General features: G+C 36.3%; 13 protein-coding genes and 1 pseudogene. 7 read left to right on the top strand and 7 right to left on the bottom strand.

From position 1 onward, the window contains the following. Window positions 1–94: 94 nt before the first annotated feature. Window positions 95–1,291, bottom strand: coding sequence for a mechanosensitive ion channel family protein (locus tag JCM15092_RS12990; RefSeq protein WP_024995035.1), 1,197 nt, complete (start codon window positions 1,289–1,291; stop codon window positions 95–97). A 584-nt stretch (window positions 1,292–1,875) separates the two neighbouring features. Between JCM15092_RS12990 and JCM15092_RS12980 the strand changes: the two genes are divergently transcribed. From JCM15092_RS12980 to JCM15092_RS16175, 5 genes are all read left to right on the top strand, one after another. Continuing rightward, window positions 1,876–2,769, top strand: a complete 894-nt coding sequence (locus tag JCM15092_RS12980) for an electron transfer flavoprotein subunit beta/FixA family protein (protein ID WP_024995034.1) — start codon at window positions 1,876–1,878, stop codon at window positions 2,767–2,769. A gap of 5 nt (window positions 2,770–2,774) precedes the next feature. Beyond that, window positions 2,775–3,794 (top strand): electron transfer flavoprotein subunit alpha/FixB family protein, encoded by a 1,020-nt coding sequence (locus JCM15092_RS12975; RefSeq protein WP_024995033.1) that lies wholly within the window; start codon window positions 2,775–2,777, stop codon window positions 3,792–3,794. Then, complete coding sequence (locus tag JCM15092_RS12970; RefSeq protein ID WP_024995032.1) at window positions 3,794–5,500, top strand: acyl-CoA dehydrogenase family protein; 1,707 nt, start codon at window positions 3,794–3,796, stop codon at window positions 5,498–5,500. Before JCM15092_RS12975 ends, JCM15092_RS12970 begins: the two co-directional genes overlap by 1 nt. A 318-nt stretch (window positions 5,501–5,818) precedes the next feature. Then, complete coding sequence (locus tag JCM15092_RS16700; protein ID WP_051532566.1) at window positions 5,819–6,367, top strand: two-component regulator propeller domain-containing protein; 549 nt, start codon at window positions 5,819–5,821, stop codon at window positions 6,365–6,367. A 61-nt stretch (window positions 6,368–6,428) separates the two neighbouring features. Further along, the gene (locus tag JCM15092_RS16175; protein ID WP_051532565.1) at window positions 6,429–9,854 is read left to right on the top strand and encodes a hybrid sensor histidine kinase/response regulator transcription factor; all 3,426 of its coding nucleotides are present in this window, start codon (window positions 6,429–6,431) and stop codon (window positions 9,852–9,854) included. A gap of 92 nt (window positions 9,855–9,946) precedes the next feature. Here JCM15092_RS16175 and JCM15092_RS17705 read toward each other — a convergent pair whose 3' ends face one another. From JCM15092_RS17705 to JCM15092_RS12940, 6 genes are all read right to left on the bottom strand, one after another. Further along, a complete protein-coding gene (locus tag JCM15092_RS17705) occupies window positions 9,947–10,270 on the bottom strand; it encodes a RagB/SusD family nutrient uptake outer membrane protein (RefSeq protein WP_235782367.1) in 324 nt (107 codons plus the stop codon). 2 nt (window positions 10,271–10,272) lie between these two features. After that, the gene (locus JCM15092_RS16170) at window positions 10,273–11,700 is read right to left on the bottom strand and encodes a RagB/SusD family nutrient uptake outer membrane protein (protein ID WP_235782366.1); all 1,428 of its coding nucleotides are present in this window, start codon (window positions 11,698–11,700) and stop codon (window positions 10,273–10,275) included. A gap of 15 nt (window positions 11,701–11,715) precedes the next feature. Next, window positions 11,716–14,733 carry a SusC/RagA family TonB-linked outer membrane protein gene (locus tag JCM15092_RS12955; protein ID WP_084488556.1) on the bottom strand — a complete coding sequence of 1,006 codons (3,018 nt, stop codon included), beginning with the start codon at window positions 14,731–14,733 and terminating at the stop codon, window positions 11,716–11,718. 364 nt (window positions 14,734–15,097) lie between these two features. After that, entirely contained in the window at window positions 15,098–15,610 is a 513-nt protein-coding gene (locus JCM15092_RS12950; protein WP_024995030.1) for a response regulator transcription factor, read from the bottom strand. Between the two features lie 20 nt (window positions 15,611–15,630). Continuing rightward, window positions 15,631–16,401 carry a triple tyrosine motif-containing protein gene (locus JCM15092_RS12945; protein ID WP_024995029.1) on the bottom strand — a complete coding sequence of 257 codons (771 nt, stop codon included), beginning with the start codon at window positions 16,399–16,401 and terminating at the stop codon, window positions 15,631–15,633. 82 nt (window positions 16,402–16,483) lie between these two features. Continuing rightward, window positions 16,484–18,013, bottom strand: a complete 1,530-nt coding sequence (locus tag JCM15092_RS12940) for a ligand-binding sensor domain-containing protein (protein WP_024995028.1) — start codon at window positions 18,011–18,013, stop codon at window positions 16,484–16,486. Between the two features lie 322 nt (window positions 18,014–18,335). Here JCM15092_RS12940 and JCM15092_RS12935 point away from each other — a divergent pair, with 322 nt between their 5' ends. Next, window positions 18,336–21,398 (top strand): SusC/RagA family TonB-linked outer membrane protein, encoded by a 3,063-nt coding sequence (locus tag JCM15092_RS12935; RefSeq protein WP_024995027.1) that lies wholly within the window; start codon window positions 18,336–18,338, stop codon window positions 21,396–21,398. Window positions 21,399–21,410: 12 nt separating this feature from the next. After that, window positions 21,411–23,361, top strand: a pseudogene (locus JCM15092_RS16165) (RagB/SusD family nutrient uptake outer membrane protein). The last annotated feature ends 156 nt before the right edge of the window (window positions 23,362–23,517 follow it).

Genomic DNA, 23,517 nt, shown 5'->3' with positions numbered 1-23,517 from the left:
TAGGACAAATAGATATAGAGTATAGACAAAAAATCTCTCTATCTTAAGAAGATAAAGAGATTAAATAAGATGATAAATTATCGTATTGTTTTTACTATCCAGCTATAGATTGTGATTGACTAGTATCACCTGTAGAGCGTTGGAATACCTTCAAGCCGAATTGAGGCAACATAGCTATAAAGTAGTCAATTATATCAGACTGTACCTTTTCATATTTTATCCACTCCTTATCTGTAGTAAAGCAGTATATCTCTATAGGCAAGCCTTCTGATGAGGATTGAAGCTGACGTACCATCAGAGTCATGTTTTTATTAACGTCAGGATTATTACGAAGGTAGTTTTCCATAAAGCTACGGAATACAGACAGATTGATAAACTTATCTTTAGCTGATTCATCTTTGTTTATCCACCCTTTCTTGATAAAGTATTCAATCTCTTCATCTGTGCAAAAACGTATTGTTCTCATATCTATACTTACAGAACGTTTTACACGTCTTCCATCACCTTCCTGCATACCTCTCCAGTTTTGAAATGAGTCACTGACAAGTGCATAAGGAGGAACAGTTATTATGGTATTATCCCAGTTGCGTACTTTTACAGTAGTCAAAGTCACTTCCGTCACAATGCCATCCGCCGAATACTTTGGCATGCTTATCCAATCACCAGGAGCAAGCATGTCGTTTGCCGATAGTTGGACTCCTGACACAAGTCCCATAATAGAATCCTTAAACACCAACATAAGTATTGCAGCCGAAGCACCAAGACCTGTAAGTATCGACATCGGGCTTTTCTCTATAAGATTTGCAATAATAATTATTATACCAATAGATACTACAATTATTTTAAGCATCTGATAAACTCCCTTAAGAGGATGTGTTTTCATCTCCTCATACTCACTTGTAATGGTATATAGAGAGGTAAGAAATGTACATATCAACTTTACAGAAACTATTACCAAATAGATTTCTATAAGTTTCATAAATACAGCATAAGCATCTGAGTCAACATCCAATACCATTGGTAATGTAATCGAGAGAATAATGGCCGGAATTAGGTGGCATGCATTATTCAACATTTTATCGTTGAATATATAGTCGTCCCATTTCACCTGAGTCTTCATAGTAAGTTTCTTCACAACAGGCACCAGGAATAAACGGCATAGATAATCGACCAAAAAGGCAATGAATACTAAAACACCGATTAATATATATTTCTCTGTAATTCCTAAGTCATCTTTTGCAATCCCTAGATTTGCCAGAAACTCTCCCAACTGTTGTTCAATATCATTCATATATATTATTTTTTCTTGTTTGTACTATCATTATCATTACCATCAGTAGTCAGCATCACAACCGAAGTTTTGTTATAAGTTGCAACAAATTATTATCATAAGAAAGACTCTATATTTTTTGCTTATGCTCATTCCTGTTTGGTATGAATAATGATACAAAGATAGCATTAATTGCCATTTTCACAACTGCTGAATCAGGTGTTGCAAAGCTTCATCTCCTACTCTTGATTGAAAACATGTGGTAAAAGAACTAGTTATAAATAATTAGTTTTATTAATGGTTATAAAAAAAACCTTGCCACATTATTATTGTAACAAGAGCTTTGCTGTTTTCACTATAAATTTCACTCTAAAGATAAAAAATAGAATTATTTATTCAAAGAGCAACATAGTCCATACAACTATATAGATTACAAACAAGAATAGTATTTTGTTCAACTTAAAGATTTAGAGATTAATATATATGCCTTTAGCAAGTTTCTATTGCTCATTTCGAAAAGATATGTGCATTTTTCTTTAATATCTTTTTCATCTTAAAATTGTTTGGTTAAATTTGCCCCCGAAAAATAACTAACATTAAAATATATGAGTTTAAAAATAGTTGTACTGGCAAAACAAGTACCCGATACACGCAATGTTGGGAAAGATGCCATGAACGCTGACGGAACTATTAACCGCGCAGCACTTCCGGCGATATTTAATCCGGAGGATCTGAATGCTCTTGAGCAGGCACTCAGATTGAAAGATACACATCCTGGATCAACAGTTACTATTCTGACTATGGGACCTGGAAGAGCTGCCGAAATAATTCGCGAGGGCCTTTATAGAGGTGCTGACAATGGATATCTCCTTACTGACAGAGCATTTGCCGGTGCTGATACTCTTGCTACTTCATATGCTATTGCTACAGCAATAAAGAGAATCAATAATTGCGATATAATTATTGGTGGACGCCAGGCTATTGATGGTGATACTGCACAGGTAGGCCCTCAGGTAGCAGAGAAGTTGGGGTTATCTCAGATTACATATACAGAAGAGATTATCTCTGTTGATGAAGCTACAAGAAGAATAACAGCTAAACGTCATATTGATGGTGGTGTTGAAATAGTTGAAGGACCACTTCCTATAGTACTTACTGTTAATGGTAGTGCAGCTGAATGCCGTCCAAGAAATGCTAAGCTTGTTCAGAAATATAAAAGAGCTCTTGGTAGTCAGGAGAAAGCAGCTATTACAAAAGAAGGAGCAGAACTCCCTTATGCTGACCTCTACGAGAAACGCCCTTATCTTAACATTGCAGAATGGAGTGTAGCTGATGTTTGCGGTGACATTCAGGAGTGCGGACTTTCAGGCTCACCTACAAAAGTTAAGAAGATTGAGAACATCATATTCCAGGCAAAAGAGAATAAAACATTGACAAGCAGCGATGACGAAATGGAAGGACTTATCGTAGAGCTGTTAGCTAACCATACAATAGGATAAAGATCATGAATAATATATTTGTTTATTGCGAGATTGAAGGTACAACTATCGCCGATGTTAGTCTCGAACTTTTAACTAAAGGTAGAAAGTTAGCTAATGAACTTGGATGCCAACTTGAAGCCATTGTTGCCGGTAATAATTTAAAAGATGTAGAGAAACAGGTTCTACCTTATGGGGTAGACAGAGTTCATATATTCGATGAGCCAAGACTGTTCCCATACACTTCTCTCCCTCATACATCTATTCTTGTAAACCTTTTCAAAGAAGAAAAACCTCAGATATGTCTTATGGGTGCAACCGTTATTGGTCGTGACCTTGGACCTAGAGTCTCTTCTGCACTAAAGAGTGGACTTACAGCAGACTGTACTCAACTTGAAATAGGCTCACACGAAGACAAGAAGGCTGGTGTGACTTACGAAAATCTTCTTTTCCAAATCCGTCCTGCATTCGGTGGTAACATTGTTGCTACAATTGTTAACCCTGAACATAGACCACAGATGGCTACAGTTCGTGAAGGTGTAATGAAGAAAGAGATTCTTGATGAAAACTATAAAGGTGAAGTGATCAGACATGATGTTACAAAATATGTTCCTGAAGCTGATTATGTTGTTAATGTTATAGACCGTCATATTGAGAAGGCTAAACATAACTTGAAAGGCTCTCCTATCGTTATTGCCGGAGGTTATGGTATGGGCTCAAAAGAGGGTTTCGACAAGTTGTTTGAACTTGCAAAAGAACTCCATGCAGAAGTAGGTGGAAGCCGTGCTGCTGTAGACGCAGGATTCTGCGATCATGACCGCCAGATTGGTCAGACAGGTGTTACAGTTCATCCTAAGCTATATATTGCTTGTGGTATATCAGGTCAGATACAGCATATTTCCGGTATGCAGGATGCAGGTATTATAATATCTGTAAACAATGACCCTAATGCTCCAATAAATACAATAGCCGATTACGTTATCAACGGAAAGGTTGAAGAGGTCGTTCCTAAATTAATCAAGTATTACAAGAAAAACAGTAAGTAATGGAAAACTATTATACAGAAGTACCGGAACTCAAGCACCACTTGAACAATCCGATGATGCAGCGCATCTGCGAACTTAAAGAACGCGAATATAGAGATAAGGACGAGTTCGACTATGCTCCACTGGATTACAATGATGCCATGGATTCATATGACAGAATCCTTGCAATCACAGGTGAGATTACCGGTGAGGTTGTAGCTCCAAATGCAGAGGGCGTTGATGAAGAGGGTCCTCATTGCGAAAACGGCCGTGTAGAATATGCATCTGGCACAAAGAGAAATCTTGACGCTATGGTTAAGGCAGGTCTTAATGGTATGACAATGCCACGCCGTTTCGGTGGATTAAACTTCCCTATCACTCCTTATACAATGTGCGCTGAGATTGTTGCCGCTGCTGATGCAGGTTTCGGAAACATCTGGTCACTTCAGGACTGTATCGAAACTCTTTACGAGTTTGGAAATGAAGAACAACATAGCCGTTTCATCCCACGTATCTGTGCTGGAGAGACTATGTCTATGGACCTTACAGAACCAGATGCAGGTTCCGACCTACAGTCTGTAATGCTTAAGGCTACTTTCGACGAGGAGGCAAATTGTTGGAGACTGAACGGCGTAAAACGTTTCATCACTAATGGTGATGCTCAGCTTCACCTAGTTCTTGCAAGATCTGAAGAGGGTACTCGCGATGGTCGCGGACTTTCTATGTTCATTTACGACAAGAATGAAGGCGGTGTAGACGTACGCCGTATTGAGCATAAGCTTGGTATTCATGGTTCTCCAACTTGTGAACTTGTTTACAAGAATGCTAAAGCTGAACTTTGCGGTGATCGTAAGCTTGGTCTTATAAAATATGTAATGGCTCTTATGAATGGTGCTCGTCTAGGTATTGCTGCTCAGTCAGTAGGTCTTAGCCAAGCTGCATACAACGAAGGTCTAGCATATGCAAAAGATCGTAAGCAGTTCGGTAAGGCTATTATTGAATTCCCTGCTGTATACGATATGCTTGCTACTATGAAAGCTAAACTCGATGCAGGCCGTTCTCTTCTTTACCAAACATCACGTTATGTAGATATTTACAAAGCTCTTGATGATATCTCTCGCGAGCGTAAACTTACTCCAGAAGAACGCCAGGAACAGAAGAAATATGCTAAGCTAGCAGACTCATTCACTCCGCTTTCAAAGGGTATGAATTCTGAATATGCAAACCAGAATGCTTACGACTGTATTCAGATACACGGTGGCTCAGGTTTTATGATGGAGTATGCTTGTCAGAGAATCTATCGCGATGCACGTATCACAAGTATCTATGAGGGTACTACTCAGCTTCAGACTGTTGCTGCTATACGTTATGTAACTAACGGATCATATATGCAGACAATACGTGAGTTTGAGACTGTAGAGTGCAGCGAAGAGATGAAACCTCTATTGGATAGAGTTAAGGCTATGGCTGATAAACTTGATGCTTGTGCAAACAAGATCAAAGAGGCAGCTAATCAGGATCTTCTTGATATTGTGGCTCGTCGCCTGGTAGAGATGTCAGCAGACATTATAATGTCACACCTCATCATTCAGGATGCTACTCGTAACGCTGAGCTTTTCACTAAATCGGCTGTAGTTTATGTTAACTATGCTGAGGCTGAAGTTGAGAAACATAACAAGTTCATTGAAAACTTCGAAGTTGAAGATATGGAGAATTACAAGAAGTAATTTTTCTATATTAAGCACATAAAAGGAGAGCTTTGCTAACGGTTGTTAGCAGAGCTCTTCTTTTTATACAAAATATCCAAACTAAGTTTTGCAATTTATCACTTGCAGCATTATCATATATATTCTATCCAATATTAAGTAATTATGCCGTTAATTTTTTTTCAGATAATAAAAAGAAGTACCTTTACCTAACTATTATAAAATGCTATTACTATAAAATAAAAACACGACTTATCTATTACTATCAATTACTTACTTTTTTACAGGAATATTCTTATATTCAATATTGTTTTCTAATATACTTTAATAAAACAAAGGATGATTAATTCTGTAACAAACATCTTAAAAAGAATAACTTATTCAACAATAATATTTACCTTCTCTATATTATCCACGACGAGGAGTTTTTCCCAATCGGAATTCTTATATACAGTAAATAGTGACTTACCTAATAGCAATTTTTCATCTCTATGCCAAGACAGCAAAGGTAATATTTGGATAGGTACGGTAAATGGGCTGTGCAGATATGATGGTGCAAAGTTCAGGACATATAACAATTATAAGAATAATCAGTACAAGATACATGATAATGCTATAACATCTCTATACTCAACAGATTCTGGCGCATTATATGTCGGACTTGGTGACAGAATACAGGTTTTAGATGTAAATAGTGACAGCTTTAAGGATGTATTATTTTATGATAAGCAGAATAAAAGAATTGAAATCAATGCTAAAGCTTTCGTTAAGTTGCACAATGATGATATTCTTATCGGAACCTTAGGACATGGAATTTTTCTTTTAAAAAAAAGGCTCATTAAAAGCATATCCTTTTCACTCGGAAAAGTTTGGATACTATTTCATTGATGCTCTACATATAGATAATAAAGGACGACTTTGGATTGGAGAAGAGCGTAATGGCATTATAATGTATGACAATGGGAGAATATTCTCAATAAGGATAAAGAACAATGCAACAATTTCATCTTTCTGTCAGACATCATCAAATGATCTATATATTGGAACATCAAATGGACTATACTTATTAGATTTAAGAAATAACAAAATAAAAATTATTGAGGGCACAGAAAATGACGTAATTGTTTGTCTATATAAAAAGGATAATCAACTTCTTATTGGAACTGAGACTCATGGACTAAAAATATATAATATTGAAGGACAAAGAAATATTGACAGATCATTTGAGATTACAACAATAGACCAGTCAAAATCAAAAATCAGTTCTATACTAATCGACTCTACCGGCAACTATTGGCTGGCAATCAACAGAAAAGGTATCCTGATGAAACCTGCTATTAATAATAACTTTCAATATATAGGGCATAAATCAATTAATAAGGATGTAATTGGAGATAATAGCGTTAATTGCATATACAAAGGCCGAAATAATAATTTATGGATTGCAACAGATAATGACGGATTGTATTGTATAGATGAAAATGGTAAACAGAAAGCCCATTTCTGTAAAGACAAGGGCTACAATATACCTAATTCCATAATAAGCATATATGAAGATAATATCGGGAAATTATGGATAGGCTCCTTATATGATGGAATGGCATGTTTTGATGCGCGATCAGGTAATTGTCAATATATTGAAGCATTAAAAGGATTAACAATTTGCGGAATTTCCTCCGATAAGGGAGGTAATTTATGGGTAGGAACAATGGGGAGTGGCTTATACCAGTTCGACCACAATGGAAAATTGTTATATAAAGCTCCGATGATGAAGAACAAACAATACAATCCAAAAGCTAATGTATTGAACAATAGTTGGATTAGTTCTCTACAAATAAGTCATGACAATAAACTATATATTGGTACATGTTATGGTCTAGGATGTTATGATCTAATAAAGAAAAGTTACATAAACTCATTCAATAAAAACTGTATTCTCCTTGGTATACTTATAAATACAGTTTTCGAAGATAGCCGACACATTATATGGATAGGTACCACACAAGGATTATATAGTTACAATACAACTAGTAAGAAGATAAATAATTATGGATTGAAACAAGGCTTAGGCAATAATACAATTAATGCTATCACAGAAGATAAGGAGGGTAATCTTTGGTTAAGCACGAATTATGGCTTATCAAAATTTGATATTAAAAAGAAAACATTTGCGAATTTCTACGCAAATGATGGGCTTCAAGGAAATGAGTTTTCACCTCGAGCAGTATTTCGTGATGATAATGGAATAGTATATTATGGTGGTTTAAACGGTGTGACTTACTTCAATCCGAGCTCAATAACCAAATCAATGAAACACCTTAATGTAAGAATAACTGACTTTTATATCCATGACCAAGCAGTACAACTCAACTCGCTTTCCTCTGGACATAAAATAATAAAAAAAGAAGACAATAATGTAACATATCATTTGGGAGCTTCCGACAACTCCTTCTGTATAGAATTTGCAACAAATTCTTTTTCTAGTTCGAAAAGTACAATATATGAATACTCACTAGACTACGGAGAATGGAATGCTCTCCAAACTGGAGTAAATAAAGTGTACTTCAGTAATATGAATGCCAGAAAATACTCATTCAGAGTAAGAGCCAATAATTATGAGACTAAATCTAAAGAATGTGAGATTAATATTATTATTGATAACTATTGGTATGCTACAGGATGGGCCTTTTTAGTATATTTTATTGTCGTTGGAATTATATCATCATACATTTATATTCAATCAAAACGACGTCATGCTGTTAAAGCTAAATTAATTGAGCAAGAGCAAAAAGACAAGATTAGTGAAGCTAAACTTCAATTCTTCATTAACATATCTCATGAGATAAGAACGCCTATGACACTAATTATAAGTCCTATAAAGAAACTCATAGCTATGGATAAGAGTCCAGATTGTCAGAAGTTGTATCACACCATATATAGAAATGCAGATAAAATATTATTACTTGTAAATCAACTCATGGATATACGTAAGATTGACAAAGGACAAATGGAACTACATTTCCAAAAAGTTGATATTATTCCATTTATCCAAAAAGTTACAGATATGTTCGAAGAGGCATTTACAGCTCATAATATAAACTTTGAATTTAATGCTTCAAAGGATAATATTTATCTGTACGTAGACCCACTTTATTTTGATAAAATAATTGTAAACCTATTGTCGAATGCAATAAAATATACACCTGATAATGGAACAATTCGAGTTGATATCCGAACAAAAGAGATAGAAGATGATAATACTTCTGTATGTGAAATAGAGGTATATGATAATGGAATAGAGATACCTAAAGAGAGTTTGGATAAGATCTTTGATAGATATTATCAAATAAACAACAATATAAATGAAGCTAAAATAGGGACAGGTGTAGGATTAAATCTTACTCGCTCATTAGTTGAACTCCACCATGGAAATATAAGCGCAATGAACTTCGCGCCAGATGAAGGTGCAAGCTTTATTATAAGTATTCCTATAGGACGCTCCCATCTTAATGAAGAAGAGATGAACACCTCAGTACATGATTTATACTCACAGAATGATATACCATTATCTGTTGATAACGAAGAAACAATATCAGTTCCTAAGAAAAGAAGCAACAAAACAATACTCATTGCTGAAGATGATTACGAAATCCGCACATATCTTAATGATGAACTAAGTCAGGAGTTTAAGATCGTACTATGTTCAAATGGCAAAGAGGCATTGGATAGTATATTTAATGCCAAACCTGATTTGGTAATCAGTGATGTAATGATGCCAATCATGGATGGTATAACATTGTGCCATAAAATAAAACAGAACATCTACTTAAACTATATACCAGTAATACTCCTTACTGCAAAAACTGGAGAATCTGATACCATGGAAGGACTTGATATGGGTGCTGACATCTATATGACCAAACCTTTCAACATTCAAATCCTTCATAGTACCATTATTAATCTTCTAGTTGGCAGAGAGAGATTAAAAAACATCTATGAAGGCAATCAGCAGCAAGATAGCAAAATAGAAATTCCTGAGCTGAGATCACCTGATGATAAGCTTCTTGAGAGAGTTATGAAATATATGAATCAAAATCTAACTAATCCTGATTATACAGTAGAGCTGCTTGCTAAAGATGTTGGATTAAGTCGTGTTCATCTGCATAGGAAACTAAAAGAGCTAACTAATCAGACCACAAGAGACTTTATGCGTAATTTACGTCTACAAAAGGCTGCAGAACTCTTGTGCGACAAGAAGATGAGCATAACAGAGGTTGCATTGACAATAGGATTTCAAAATACTACATACTTCTCATCAGCCTTTAAGGAGTTGCATGGAGTATCTCCTAAAGAATTCAGAGATAGAAACAACTAAATAAGAAAGAGGATGTGCTATATGAAATCTTAGCACATCCTCTCTTTTTTATTAACAGAATATTCTTATAGTTCTATCATCTTTTTCAAAGATTAATATTCCGGATTCTGTTCCAGAACAGCATCTTTATTTGCCTCTATTACAGATTGTGGAATTGGATATAATTCATATTTCTTCAAGAATCCCTTACCATCAGAACTATTTTCCTTGCTATAATATGGGTTAAACTTAATGACACGTTCATACAATTTTCCGGTACGTGCCAAAGTAAGTCTACGTTTCTCCTCGATACCAAACTCACGCATACGCTCATCAAGGATATAATCCATTGTTACCTTACTAGCTTCAACAGGTTTAGCATTTGCACGAGCACGAATTACATTAATATCTGCTGCTGCCTCAGTGAGTTTGTTCATCTTCATATAAGCTCGGCACGCAATAGATATGCCTCAGGAAGACGGAACATGTATTGGTCTGTGTAAGTCTTACCTGCTGTTCCTGAGAGTAAATATGTTTTTTTATCGAGATACTGAGCAGCAGGATGATTATAAGGAGTAGTACACTTTGTCTGATAACCGCAAAGGAATCTATTTGGTAATGAATTTGAAGGAGTAATACCACCATCATAACCTGAAATAATCTTAACACCGGCTGGCAAATTAGGATTCTCAAGGTCAATACTATCACCAAATAGTGAACCGTATTTCTTTACGAAATCAGGATTGTTGAATTTGAACTTACGTGGGTAGTTGTATATAGAATTACGGATATCATTCTTGAAATCGCCATCCCATATTGTACGATAAAAATGATTTGTTGCATAAAGAGTACCAATTCCACGACCTCCAGTATAGTCACCGATAGGCCAACTGAATGGTGAAAGATTTGTACCATCAGGCATTACCAATTTGAAAAGTCCTGTTTGTGGAGCGCAGAAACGTTCCATCCAAAAACTTGTAGTGTACCAGAAGTAATCACTTGTATTAGCTGCACCACCAGGAACATCTGCTTCCTCTTGTATTACCCATATACCTTCTTTGTTTCCACCTTCAATACGATTCTGATTATTTATACGGAAAAGGTCCCAATATACATCACCATTTTCTGCTTTACGTGAACCAAAACGATCTTTCATAAGAGATAAAGCAGGATTGTTTATAACCTTTGTGGCAGCATCAATAGCTTTCTGATTTTCACCTGTGGCAAGATATAGTTCAGATAGAAGAGTATAAGCAACAGGCAAACTAATCTCGCCATCACGTACATCTGTAATATCACTTAAATGTTCTGAAGCAAATTCAACATCTTTTATTGCCTGTGCAAGTACATTTTCTTTAGTATCACGTACATAGTCAGTCTTTGGAGACTTCACCTCCTCTAGTTGCAATGGCACTCCACCATAAAGATAAGCTAAAGTACGATATGCAAAACCACGGAAAAATCTTGCTTTTGCCTCATATTCTACTTTCTGAGCATCTGTCAGGTTTGACTCCGGCAATCTTGATATTGCTACATTCGACTGAGCAACTAGTAGATAAAGAGTTTCCCAATGGAATTTTGCTATTCCACTTGTTGGATTATAATCAGAACTTAGATTAGCCTTTAGTGGATCGGATGCCATCATAAGATCGGTACCATAAATAAAATCCATACTGCGGTTGTAGTCACCGAAGAACTCTTTACGAGTTAAATAATAAAGTTCTGTTATAGAAGCATCATAATCAGCTTTTGTTGAATAGGAGTTGTTTCCACTCATGAAATCAAGTGGAGTTTCCTTTAAAAAGCTATCCTCATTACAGCCAAATGCCATAAAAGCGATGAGGAATAATGTAATATATTTTTTCATTGTGTATTTCTTTAATTAAAATAGAATGTTTATTCCTGCAGTAAAGCTCTTCATTACAGGACGATGAGCATAACCACTACCTGTAACTCTATTATTACCGTTTACATCCTGGTACGTATTGTCTGCTTCAGGATCCCAACCATGCCATCCAGATATTGTAAATAGGTTCTTTGCATTTACATAGATATTAACTCCATCAAGACCAATCCTGCTAAGAACATTCTTTGGAAGATCATAACCGAATGATACATCCTGTAGACGTACGAAGTCACGTTTCTCATATCTGTTAGGAGTTATTGCTCCTGCAGCCCAAGAGCGAGAATATATACCATCTGTATTTCTTGGTGACCAGAACAGGTCGGCTTCCTCTGAAAGATGATTTTCACGAATAGCGTTATCATTAGGAATTACAGAACTTGTATTCTGTCCCAAATAACCATTCTTACCTCCTAATACAGAGTTGAAGAAGAAGCTTAAATTAAAGTTTTTATAACGGAACTTATTCATCAATCCCATTCGATACTTAGGATCTGTTGTTCCTATTACAGAACGGTCTTTCTCATCAATCTTTCCATCAGCATATACATCTACGATTCTGTAATTACCTGGGTGATATCCTTCAGGAATATCATCACCAATCTGATAGATCCCATCAACCTTATAATCATATATAGCACCTAAAGATTCCCCAATGAAAAGGCTGCTGGCAGTCATATCATCTTCTTTTCCATCACCATTAGAATCAATACCAGTCAATGATTTAACCTTATTGCTGTTTGATGAGATATTGAATGTTGTTGACCACTCAAAATCTTTCTTTGTTATATTGTGTGAAGTAAGGTTAAGTTCAACACCTTTATTCTGAATCTGTCCGACATTTGACTGTATAGATGTGAAACCAGTAATAGATGGGATAGCAACTTTATATAGCAAATCATGAGTAGTTGTTTGATAAATTTCCAAAGAACCAGTTAGGAAGCTGTTGAACAATGTAAAGTCAAGACCGAAATTGATACCTTCTGTACGTTCCCATTTCAAATCAGAGTTCTGCATTGAAGACAGTTCCTGACGTAGAGCTCCTGACTGACCAAAGATATATCCAATCTCACTTGCTACAGTTGCAAGAGAAGCGTATCTATTAGTCTGATTACCGCTCATACCATAACCTCCACGTACTTTCAAATAATCAATCCAAGGAATTTTAAAGAATTCTTCCTCACTTGCAATCCATCCAAGAGCAATAGAAGGGAATGTTCCGAATTTATGGTTTGCTGCAAAACCTGAATAACCATCACGACGTATTGTTGCTGTAACGAGATAACGATTATTATACTTGTAGTTTGCACGTACCATCTGATAAAGAGTACTCTCTTTCCAAGCATCCGAAGATGTAAGCTGTTTGTCGGCAAGTTCAAGACTGTTATAGCCTAATGCCATTCTTGGGAACACATTAGCTGTAGCACTTGTATACATATATTTACGGCGAGTAGCACCATATACGAATGTAGCACTCAGATCATGTTTTCCAAATGTATTTGTGTACGACAATATATTATCGAAAGTGTAATCATAATATGTAGAATGATTCTTGTAAGCACCACCATTCTCATTATTTGTATATTTACTTGCAAAATTATGTTCACCAATACGGTAATTGTTACCAAAGTTGAATCTGTATGTCAATCCTTTTACTGGCAAAGTGAACTCTGAATAGATATTTGCGAAGAATGAGTTTGAACGATCGTAATCATCAACCATTGAGCCATGGAATGGAGTTTCAACAGCTGTATGCATAGGGAATGAAATAAGATTACCATCCTCATCGTATGGCTGAGCAAGTGGAGTCTGCTTTATCAAATATGGTAACCATGTCTCCTGACCGTCTCTATTTGAAAAGGAACCGAATGCCTGAACACCAGCTTTCCACCAAGAACGTGGCTGAGCATCAAGATTAATTCTGATTGTGTTACGTTTAAAGTCATCGTTCAAAAGGAAATTCTTCTGAGTTGTGTTTCCAACAGACATCATGTATGATAATCCATCATTACCACCTGAGATACTTAACTTATTCTCTAAAATAGAACCAGTTCTTGTGAAGTTATCCCACCAGTTATAATCACTGTCAACAATATTACCTTGTTCATTAGTCATATATGCATCAGGCATACGTTTTGCCAAATCAAAAGCAGGATTTTCTTTTGTATATCCTGATTCCTCTGTATATGCATCATGCCACAATACATCCTTGTCCCATTGCAGAAGCTGAGTTCTGTTCATAGGACTCATATTATTGGTAGGAGTCTGAGTGGTATACGATGAAGAAAAGTTAATCTTAGCTTTCCCATTTGCTCCTTTTTTAGATGTGATAAGCATTACGCCATTGGCAGCTTGAGCACCATAAACAGCTGTAGCACTGGCATCCTTCAAGATATCAACAGAAGCGATATCTGCAGGGTTGATTGATGACATATCACCAGTAAAGATTATACCATCCAATACAATAAGTACACTTGTGTTACCAGATATTGTATTCTTACCACGAATAGATATACTTGGTGTACCACCTGCATTAGTTATCTGACCTATATTCAATCCTGGAACTGTTCCTTGCAATGACTGCATAAGGTTTGTGTTCGGAGATTTCTCAAAGTCTTTGATATTCGCGCTAACAACCGCACCTGTCAAATCGCTTTTCTTTGCTGTACCATAGCCAACGACAACGATAGCATCAAGCATCTGTGAGTCTTCATCCAAAGAAACGTTCAATTTAGTCTGACCGTTTACCTTTACCTCTTTTGTTTTGTAACCCACATAAGAGAAGACTAAAGTAGAGTTTGCAGGAGCTGTAATTGTAAACTCTCCATTCAAATCTGTTATTACACCATTAGTAGTACCTTTAACAACTACAGAGACACCTATAAATGATTCACTGTCTGTAGCTGAGACGACTGTACCTGTAATCTTGTGACCTTGTCCAAATGCCGTGACAGCACACATACAAAGCATCAATAAAAACAAGAATTTTGTTCTCATAAAAATTAGATTTTAGTATAAAAATATTTTCTAAAAAAATAATAGAACACTGCAACAAGCAGTGTCTTGTTATTTCACTATTGCAAATGTATTACGGTTTAGATTATTTTCATGTATCATAAGATACACAAACTTTCGATGAGAGTACAAAATGGTACATCTTATAACAATATTATATTATTTGCTTAGCTTAAGTATATAACTATATATAAGTTACAATATGTATATTGGTAATATAAAACTACAGCTGCAGGTTACATAAGAAGAGCTTGAACATCATTCAAGCTCTTCTTTATCATTTTCAATTGTCTGAGATTTTTAAAACTTCCGATTGTACTCCGAAGGAGTCATTCCATATTTATCCTTAAATGAAGTTGAGAAGTGAGAAATCAAGAGATACCTTTGCCATTAGCAATATTATTGAAATATGGTTGATATTGGCATTCCGTTTTATCTTCTTCGACATAGTTGTTCCATCCATATATGTCATCATGACATCACTTATAACAAGGTCAGGCATAATTTCCAGAATCTTTTCGTATCCCTCTTTTCCATTACTAGCTGAATATACCTTATATGCATCAGATAGGTCTTTCTCCAGATATGATGATATCTCCTCATTATCCTCCACAATCAGTACTTTAAAGTCTGTCTTTGTTCTAACCTTCTTATGTGAACAACCATCAGCACTCACTACTATCATATTATCTATAGACGATTCATTTATGTTCTTTACAATTATCTCATTTGAAAATTCAGCTTGTAACTGATAGCTATTAAGTTGTGAATTGCCTAAAGGTATACGCACTGTAAATATTGCACCTGTACCTACACTCTTATTTTGTGCAAATATCTTACCATAATGAAGTTCTACCAATGAACGGCAAAGATGGAGCCCTATACCTGTACCAATAGCAAAAGGAAATATATAATATAGTTTGTAGTCGACTTATACCATGGTGGAGAAATAACAACAGAAATTGCACGTACCTCGGATTCAGTGCCATTTACTATAGCTTTTACCTGAAAAGTATATTTACCTGGAGAAAAAGAGTTATATGTCACGCTGTTTTTTCCGGCCTGCAACACACTCCATTTTTCGGATAGTTCATTAACCTTGTAATGGTAAACAATCTGTTGTGGGTTATCATACTGGAATGTTGAGAAACATATAGTAAATGTATTGTCAGAACTTGCCAAAGCGAACTTATCAGCTTCGTTTACATTAGAATCTATCACATAGTTTCCTCCTGACATAGTCTTTGAATTAACAGAGGTTTCACCTATCAGAAAGTCTGTTATAACAACCTTATACTTCTCGAAAGATTGATGAATATTATCCGGCTGAAACATAGTAAGTCCATTTGCCCCTCCAAAATATATTACTCCATATTTGTCTTTAAAATATGAACCATGAATAAACTCATTTCCTTGAAGTCCATCTATCTCATAGTAGTTAACCGGCTCTTTACTCTTCATGTTGAACTTGCATATTCCCATTAGCGAGCTCAACCATAAATTATTCTTATCATCTCTACAGATTCCGGTTATAACATTATGAGGCAATCCATCATTAACGGTATATTGTGATATAGCTCCATTTTTCTTATTGAAGTTATATAATCCTTCACTTGTTCCTACCCATATTTCATTCCTATTGGTTTCCATTACTGAGTAACAGATACATTCAGGGATAACTATATTTTTATTTTTATAGACAAGAAAAACTCTTTGTTTCAGGGTTAAAACATTATAAACCTTTGCTATGCCCTATCCATAACAGACCATGAGAATCATAAAATAGTGTGCTAATCCATTTGTTAGGTAACTCATCATCAACAGAGTTATTGAATCTCTCACACCTTAAAATCAGATTATTATCCAAATTAAGTGTGTATAGTCCTGAACCTTGAGTACCTATGTACAACTCATTCTTTACTTGAACAATAGTATTTACCTGAATGCCATCAAGTTCTTTGAATGTCATTACCCTACCACTGTTGACATCCACTTTTGCCAGACCTCGGAAAGCAGTTCCTACCGATAGATTTCCTCTATTATCTGCTACCATTGAGTAAATACTTTTTGGGAAGTAGTTAACTGATGAGTTAGGTGCAAAATGTTTTAATAAACTGCCGTTTTGGTTGATAATATATAGCCCATCTTTATCGGTGCCCACATACAGACTACCATCTTCTCTCTTTAATATGCTGAGTACACAATTGTCACCAATAATATTATGCGTAGAAGATCTATATCCGTAATATTGAAATTGTTTCTTGTCCTGTGGTACAAAAAAGAGTCCTTTTTGATAGAGTCCAATCCATATATTTTTGTCTCTATCTTGAAGTATAGCATGAGCTTTTGATTTATGATAGTCGCTATATGAATAATCTAGAGAATAGTCATATAATAGATTAGTATTTGGATTATATATTTTTACTCCCGCTCCATCAGTTCCAACGAGTAATTCTCCTCCAACATTCTCTATGCAGTGTACATTAATTTTGTCATTATCGGAAGCACTGTTTATCTGTTCAAATTTATCTTCAGAGGAATTATATTTCATCACGCCATCTCTCCTATGTCCTATAAAAATTGCCCCTCTTTTATCCTGATTTATTGAGAAGATACTGCTAGAATTTATTTCCGGTTTATTGTAAACTCTTATTTCATCTCTCTTCTGATTATACTTAACCAAGCCATTATACTCTGTTCCCAACCATATATTATTATTTCGATCCTGGAAAATTGAGTTGTAGAAGTGAAAACCTATTTTATCCATAAAAGAATTAATATAGGTAGCTTTTGAATAATCTTTGCTAAGAGAGAAAATACCCTGTCCTGCAGTAACAATCCAAACATCTCCATTACTAAGGTTGCATATCTGCGACACATACGGAATCAACTCTTTTCCATCTCTTATCATAGGAATATCTATAAAAGAATCGCCGGCTCTATCATATCTCATCAATCCATTATGGCAACCTATTATAAGAGTCTTGTTCTTATCCTCTAGTATGGTACGTACATAGTTATTTTTTATTGAATTAGGATTAGATCTATCATGATTATATGTATTGAAATGTATTCCGTCGAAACGGTTTAAACCATATTCTGTAGATATCCATATATATCCATAGCTATCCTGATATATCTGAGTAATATAACTAGATGACAGGTTATCTAATGTGGTATATACACGTCCACCCTGACTAAACATCTTTGATGGAAAAGCTGTCAGGGTAACTGTGAAAATTATAAAGAAAAACCTTCTCATTATAAATATTATATGATTGTAATAAATGTAACAAAGATAAAAGTTAATATGTTGATTTATATGCATATTTTTCTTCATATTACTAGCGTGAAACCACAGAATAAACAAATGTAACACCAAAGAAAATCAGTGTTACGATGACCTAAGCAGATGGAACAGCGTAAGAAAACTCATAAATACCTTTTCTATAAATTAGCGTTCGTTGAAAATACAGATATGCTATTATGAATTTTCCATGTGAATGGAGTAACCCAATAGCATATAGTATTTACAACAAAAAAGTTTGTTGAATCTAATATATTTCATTTCAAATTTAAGATTTATGAAAAACGCAAATTTAAATCTTAGGTCTCTAGCATTAATATTCATATTATGCTTTATACCTATTTGTACCTTTGCACAGGACATCTCTGTCACTGGTACAGTAAAAGACTCTAGTGGTGAACCAATTATCGGTGCAAGTGTCATTCAGAAAGGCACTACAAATGGCATTATATCCGATTTAGATGGAAATTTCACCATTAAAGTTCATTCTTATTCAACTCTTGTTGTATCTTATATTGGATATAAAACTCAAGAGGTTGCTGTAAATAAAAGGAGCAATATTCAAATTGTGCTTACAGAAGATTCTAAAGCTCTTGAGGAAATAGTTGTTATCGGCTATGGTACAGCAAGACGTTCTGATGTTACAGGTTCCATTGCATCAGTAAACAGTGAGAAACTTAACGAAGTACCGTCAACTAACATTACTTATGCTCTTCAAAACAGAGTTGCAGGTGTTGATATGACTCAGACATCTTCACAGCCAGGCGCAAAGATGCAGATTCGTATTCGTGGTTCACGTTCACTTACAGCATCAAATGACCCATTGATAGTATTAGACGGAATCCCATTCATGGGTGATTTGTCGGATATTAACCCATCTGATATCAAGAGTATGGATATCCTTAAGGATGCTTCGTCAACTGCAATTTATGGTTCACGTGGTGCAAATGGTGTAATCCTTATCACTACCAACAAAGGAACTCAGGGAGCGCCGGCTAAAATTAGTTATAATGGATATTTCGGTTTGAAGACTGTATTCCACAGATACCCAATGATGGATGGAGCAAAATTTGCTCAGTTACGTAAGGATGCAGGCTTTTACACAAATTCTTTGGACGAGTCGGATGATATTAATACAGATTGGCAAGATATGTTCTACCGTACAGGTATCGTAAGCAGCCATGATGTAAATATCACCGGTGGAACAAATGGAGGTAGCTACTCTGTAGGTGCAGGTTACTATCACGATGAGGCAGTTGTTCCAACACAACAATATGACCGTTACTCTTTACGTGCTAGCTTCGACCAAAATATAGGCAAATACTTCCGTTTTGGCGTTTCTACAAACACAAACTACAATACGACAGACGGATCTCAAGTTGGTCTTTACAATGTATTGTCAATGTCTCCAATAGCAAATCCATATAATGAAGATGGTTCTTTGAAACGTACTATTCAGATGCCTTTGGATAATACATTCACTCTTACTCGTTCGGTTGCTGAAAGCCTTGCAGACACTTGGCTGAACCAGAACAAAGCACTTGGTACATATAATACAATGTACGCAGAGGTTAAATGTCCATGGGTAGACGGTTTGAAATATCGCATCAACCTTGGTCTTAACTACCGTACAAACAAGGTTGGAGCATTTACAGGTATGGGAGTGAACAGTTCAACTGAAGATACTCCATCAACTGCATCACTTAATCATTACGAGACAACTAACTGGGCTGTCGAACACATGGTTACTTATGACAAGACTATCGGAAAACACCAGTTTAACGTAGTAGGAATGTATTCTGCTGAAAATACTGAATATACTCGTTCATCTATGGAAGGAAAAGATATTCCTGCAGAATATTTCCAATACTATAATATCGGTCGTGCTAATGGTGAAATAAAAGTAGATCCAAACGGACAGGCGTATCAGAAAAGTGGATTGATGTCTTGGATGGGACGTGCTATGTATAATTATGATAACAAGTACATGTTGATGGTCACTCTAAGAGGTGATGGATCTTCACGTCTAGCAAAAGGCCACCAATGGCACACTTATCCAGCTATATCTGCAGGATGGAATATCACACGTGAAAGTTTCATGAAAGATATCAATTGGATTGACAACTTAAAATTACGTGTAGGTTATGGTCAGACATCAAATCAGGCTATCAACCCTTACCAAACTCTAGGAACATTGAGCACTCGTCCATATAACTTCGGAACCAAATATTCTACAGGTTATTATGTAACACAGTTACCTAACTCAGCACTTGGTTGGGAGTATTCTTCAACATGGAACTTTGGTTTGGATTTCACACTTCTTAAAGGACGTCTTTCCGGTACATTCGAATATTATATTCAGAAAACTAGTGATCTGTTGCTAAATAAGAGTCTTCCTTCTACATCTGGTGTTAGCAGCTATATGGGTAACATCGGTAAGACACAGAACAAAGGTTGGGAGTTGACTTTGAACGGTATAATACTTGACAACAAAGATGGTTGGACTTGGGAAGCTGGTTTGAATATATATGGCAATCAGAACAAGTTGACAGAATTGGCATCAGGACAAGACAGAGATGTAACTAACCAATGGTTCGTTGGTAGCCCTATCAATGTAATATATGACTACGAGAAGATTGGCCTTTGGCAAAAAGGTGACCCATATATGGATATCCTTGAACCTGGTAAGGAATCGGATATAGTAGGTATGATCAAGGTTAAATATCTTGGTGACTACGATGCTAATGGAGCTCCAACACGTAAAATTGGTCCGGATGACCGTGTAATACGTAAAATCGATCCTGACTTCCAGGGAGGTTTCAACACACGCGTTGCTTACAAGAACTTCGATTTGAACGTTATCGGAGCATTCAAGAGTGGTGGTACACTTATTAGTTCATTACATTCATCAAATGGATATCTTAACATGCTTTCTGGCCGTCGTGGTAATGTTGACGTAGAGTACTGGACTCCAGAAAACACAGATGCTAAATATCCTAACCCTGCTAGTAAGAAAAGTGGCGATAGTCCTAACTATGGTAGCACATTAGGCTACTTTGATGCTAGCTATGTTAAGATTCGTACTATTACTTTAGGATATAATTTTAATGACATGAAATGGCTGAAAGATTCTGGAGTTGACAAGCTACGCGTTTATGCTACAATCCAAAACCCATTCGTAATATGGTCTCCATATACTAATGAATGTGGTTTGGACCCAGAGACAAACTCTAACGGCGATCAAAATATAGCTGTAGCAGGTTTGGCACGTCTTCCAATCATAGGTACAAACTCTCCAGCTACACGTAACTTTATATTAGGTGTGAACTTAACCTTTTAAATAGATATCAATATGAAAAATATAATTAGCAAAATTAAATGGGTCGTACTGACAACAACAGCCCTCTTCCTGACAACATCTTGCTCTAGTGTTCTTGATGAGCAACCACGAACAGGTTTTGACCCATCTTTCTTCTCAACTAAGCAAGGAGTTGAAGGTGGTGTGACTTCTCTATATGCACACCTACGTTATATCTACGGACAAGCATACTATTACAACTCTTGTCTGACAGGTACAGATGAATATACATATGGTCAAAGTGCTGATGGCAACTTCAAAGATGCCGACCTTTCGGGTGCCGGTACTTTAGATGCAACAAGTAGCCGCTCAGATGCTTTATGGGGAACTGCTTTTCCAAATATCAACACTGCTAGTGGTATCATTGAGAATGCTGAATCGGCCGGTGTAGGCAGTGATCTTGTTGCAGAAGCAAGATTCTTCCGGGCTTTCGACTACTTCCTGTTAGTTCAGACTTTCGGTGGTGTTCCATTGGATTTAGGAGCAGGTGAATTGAAATTCAATACCTCTACTTCTCGTACATCTGTACGTAATACAGTTCCAGAAGTTTATACAAAAGGTATATTCCCTGATTTGAAGCAGGCTATCACTGATCTTCCTGAAACAGGTCGTGTTACTGGTGGAGTTACAAAGACTGTAGCTCGTCTATATCTGTCTAAAGCATATCTTACTTATGCATGGTGGTTGGAAAATCCAAATAATATTCCAACATATCCTGAGACAGCAAGAACTGATCCAGACGGACATGATGCAGCATGGTATTTCCAGCAAGCATACGACATAGCAACAGAGGCTATAGCAAATCCTGGTCCTTTCGGATTACAAAAGTCATTCTACCTTGTTAACCAAGCTGAGAATGATAGAAATAATGAGATTCTGCTCTATGCGGACCACACTGAGGATAGCGAGCTTTACAATGGTGGTAGCTTAACTTATGGTAGTGGTGGTGCCCCTGATAACTTTGCAGGTGGATGGTTGGATGGAACTATGAAACAATGCGTTCATATACAGACAATGCTCAGAAAAACGCTGTTAAGCCTATTTGGCGTGAAGCCTCACAAGCTCTAGGACGTCCTTGGACTCGTATGGCTCCTCCTGTCGATGTATTCTTGAAAACATTTGCAGATAAGACTAATGACTCACGTTGCGACGGTACATTCAACATAGCATACCGTGCTAACTGGGGAAAGGGCGGAAAAACTTGGGATAAAGTTTACAATGCTAATAACTTGGTTGTAAAAGATGGAGAAGTTATATTGACATTCTTAAACGAGGATAACCCTAATGTGAAGTATTCTGATGCAGGAAATGGTGTAGGAAACATTGGTGCAGCAACTATAGATGGACGTGCAGACTATGTTATCAACCTTCAGCTATCAGCCGTGTTAAGTTCCCATCACTTTGGAAACTTGGTCCATACCGCACTGATAATAATGGTGGCCTTGGACAGCCTAATGCCGGTTCTACTCGTCCGTTCCCTGTAGCTAAGTTCTCTGAGCTATATTTCATTGCAGCAGAAGCTGCAGTAAAAGGTGCAACAACTACTGCCGGTAAAACTGCAAGAGATCTTATTAATGTAATCCGTGGCCGTGCAGGTGTATGGAGCTGGGACAATGCTGCCAACTCACCTAAAGTACAGGATAACAGCGAAGCTATGAAGAGTACTACTCCTGCAACTATAGATATTAAATATATATTGGCAGAACGCTCTCGCGAATACTTCGGTGAAGGATATCGCTGGTTTGACCTTGTACGCACCCAGACTTGGGCTAATATAGCAGGTGAATACAGAATATGTGGTAGTGGATGGAACGACCACGAGCTCAAGACATATACCCGTCAGATTCTTCCTACTCACTACCTTCGTCCAATTCCTCAAGGACAGTTGGATGGAATGGAGATGACAGAAGCTGAAAAGGATGCATATCAGAATCCAGGATACTAATATTGCATAGATAGATAGATAATTGGAATAATGTAGTGATACCTCTGTCATAATTAATATGACAGAGGTATTCTTTTATAAAACAGAATACAAAACAAAATGAGAATCTAACTTTGTAAACAAACTTCATCTATTTTTTAATAGATGAAATTAATG

The sequence above is a fragment of the Phocaeicola paurosaccharolyticus JCM 15092 genome (assembly GCF_000613805.1).
GTDB classification, from domain to species: Bacteria; Bacteroidota; Bacteroidia; order Bacteroidales; family Bacteroidaceae; genus Phocaeicola; species Phocaeicola paurosaccharolyticus.
Note: the sequence above shows the minus strand (reverse complement) of the source record. Positions and strands in the feature narration are given on the sequence as shown.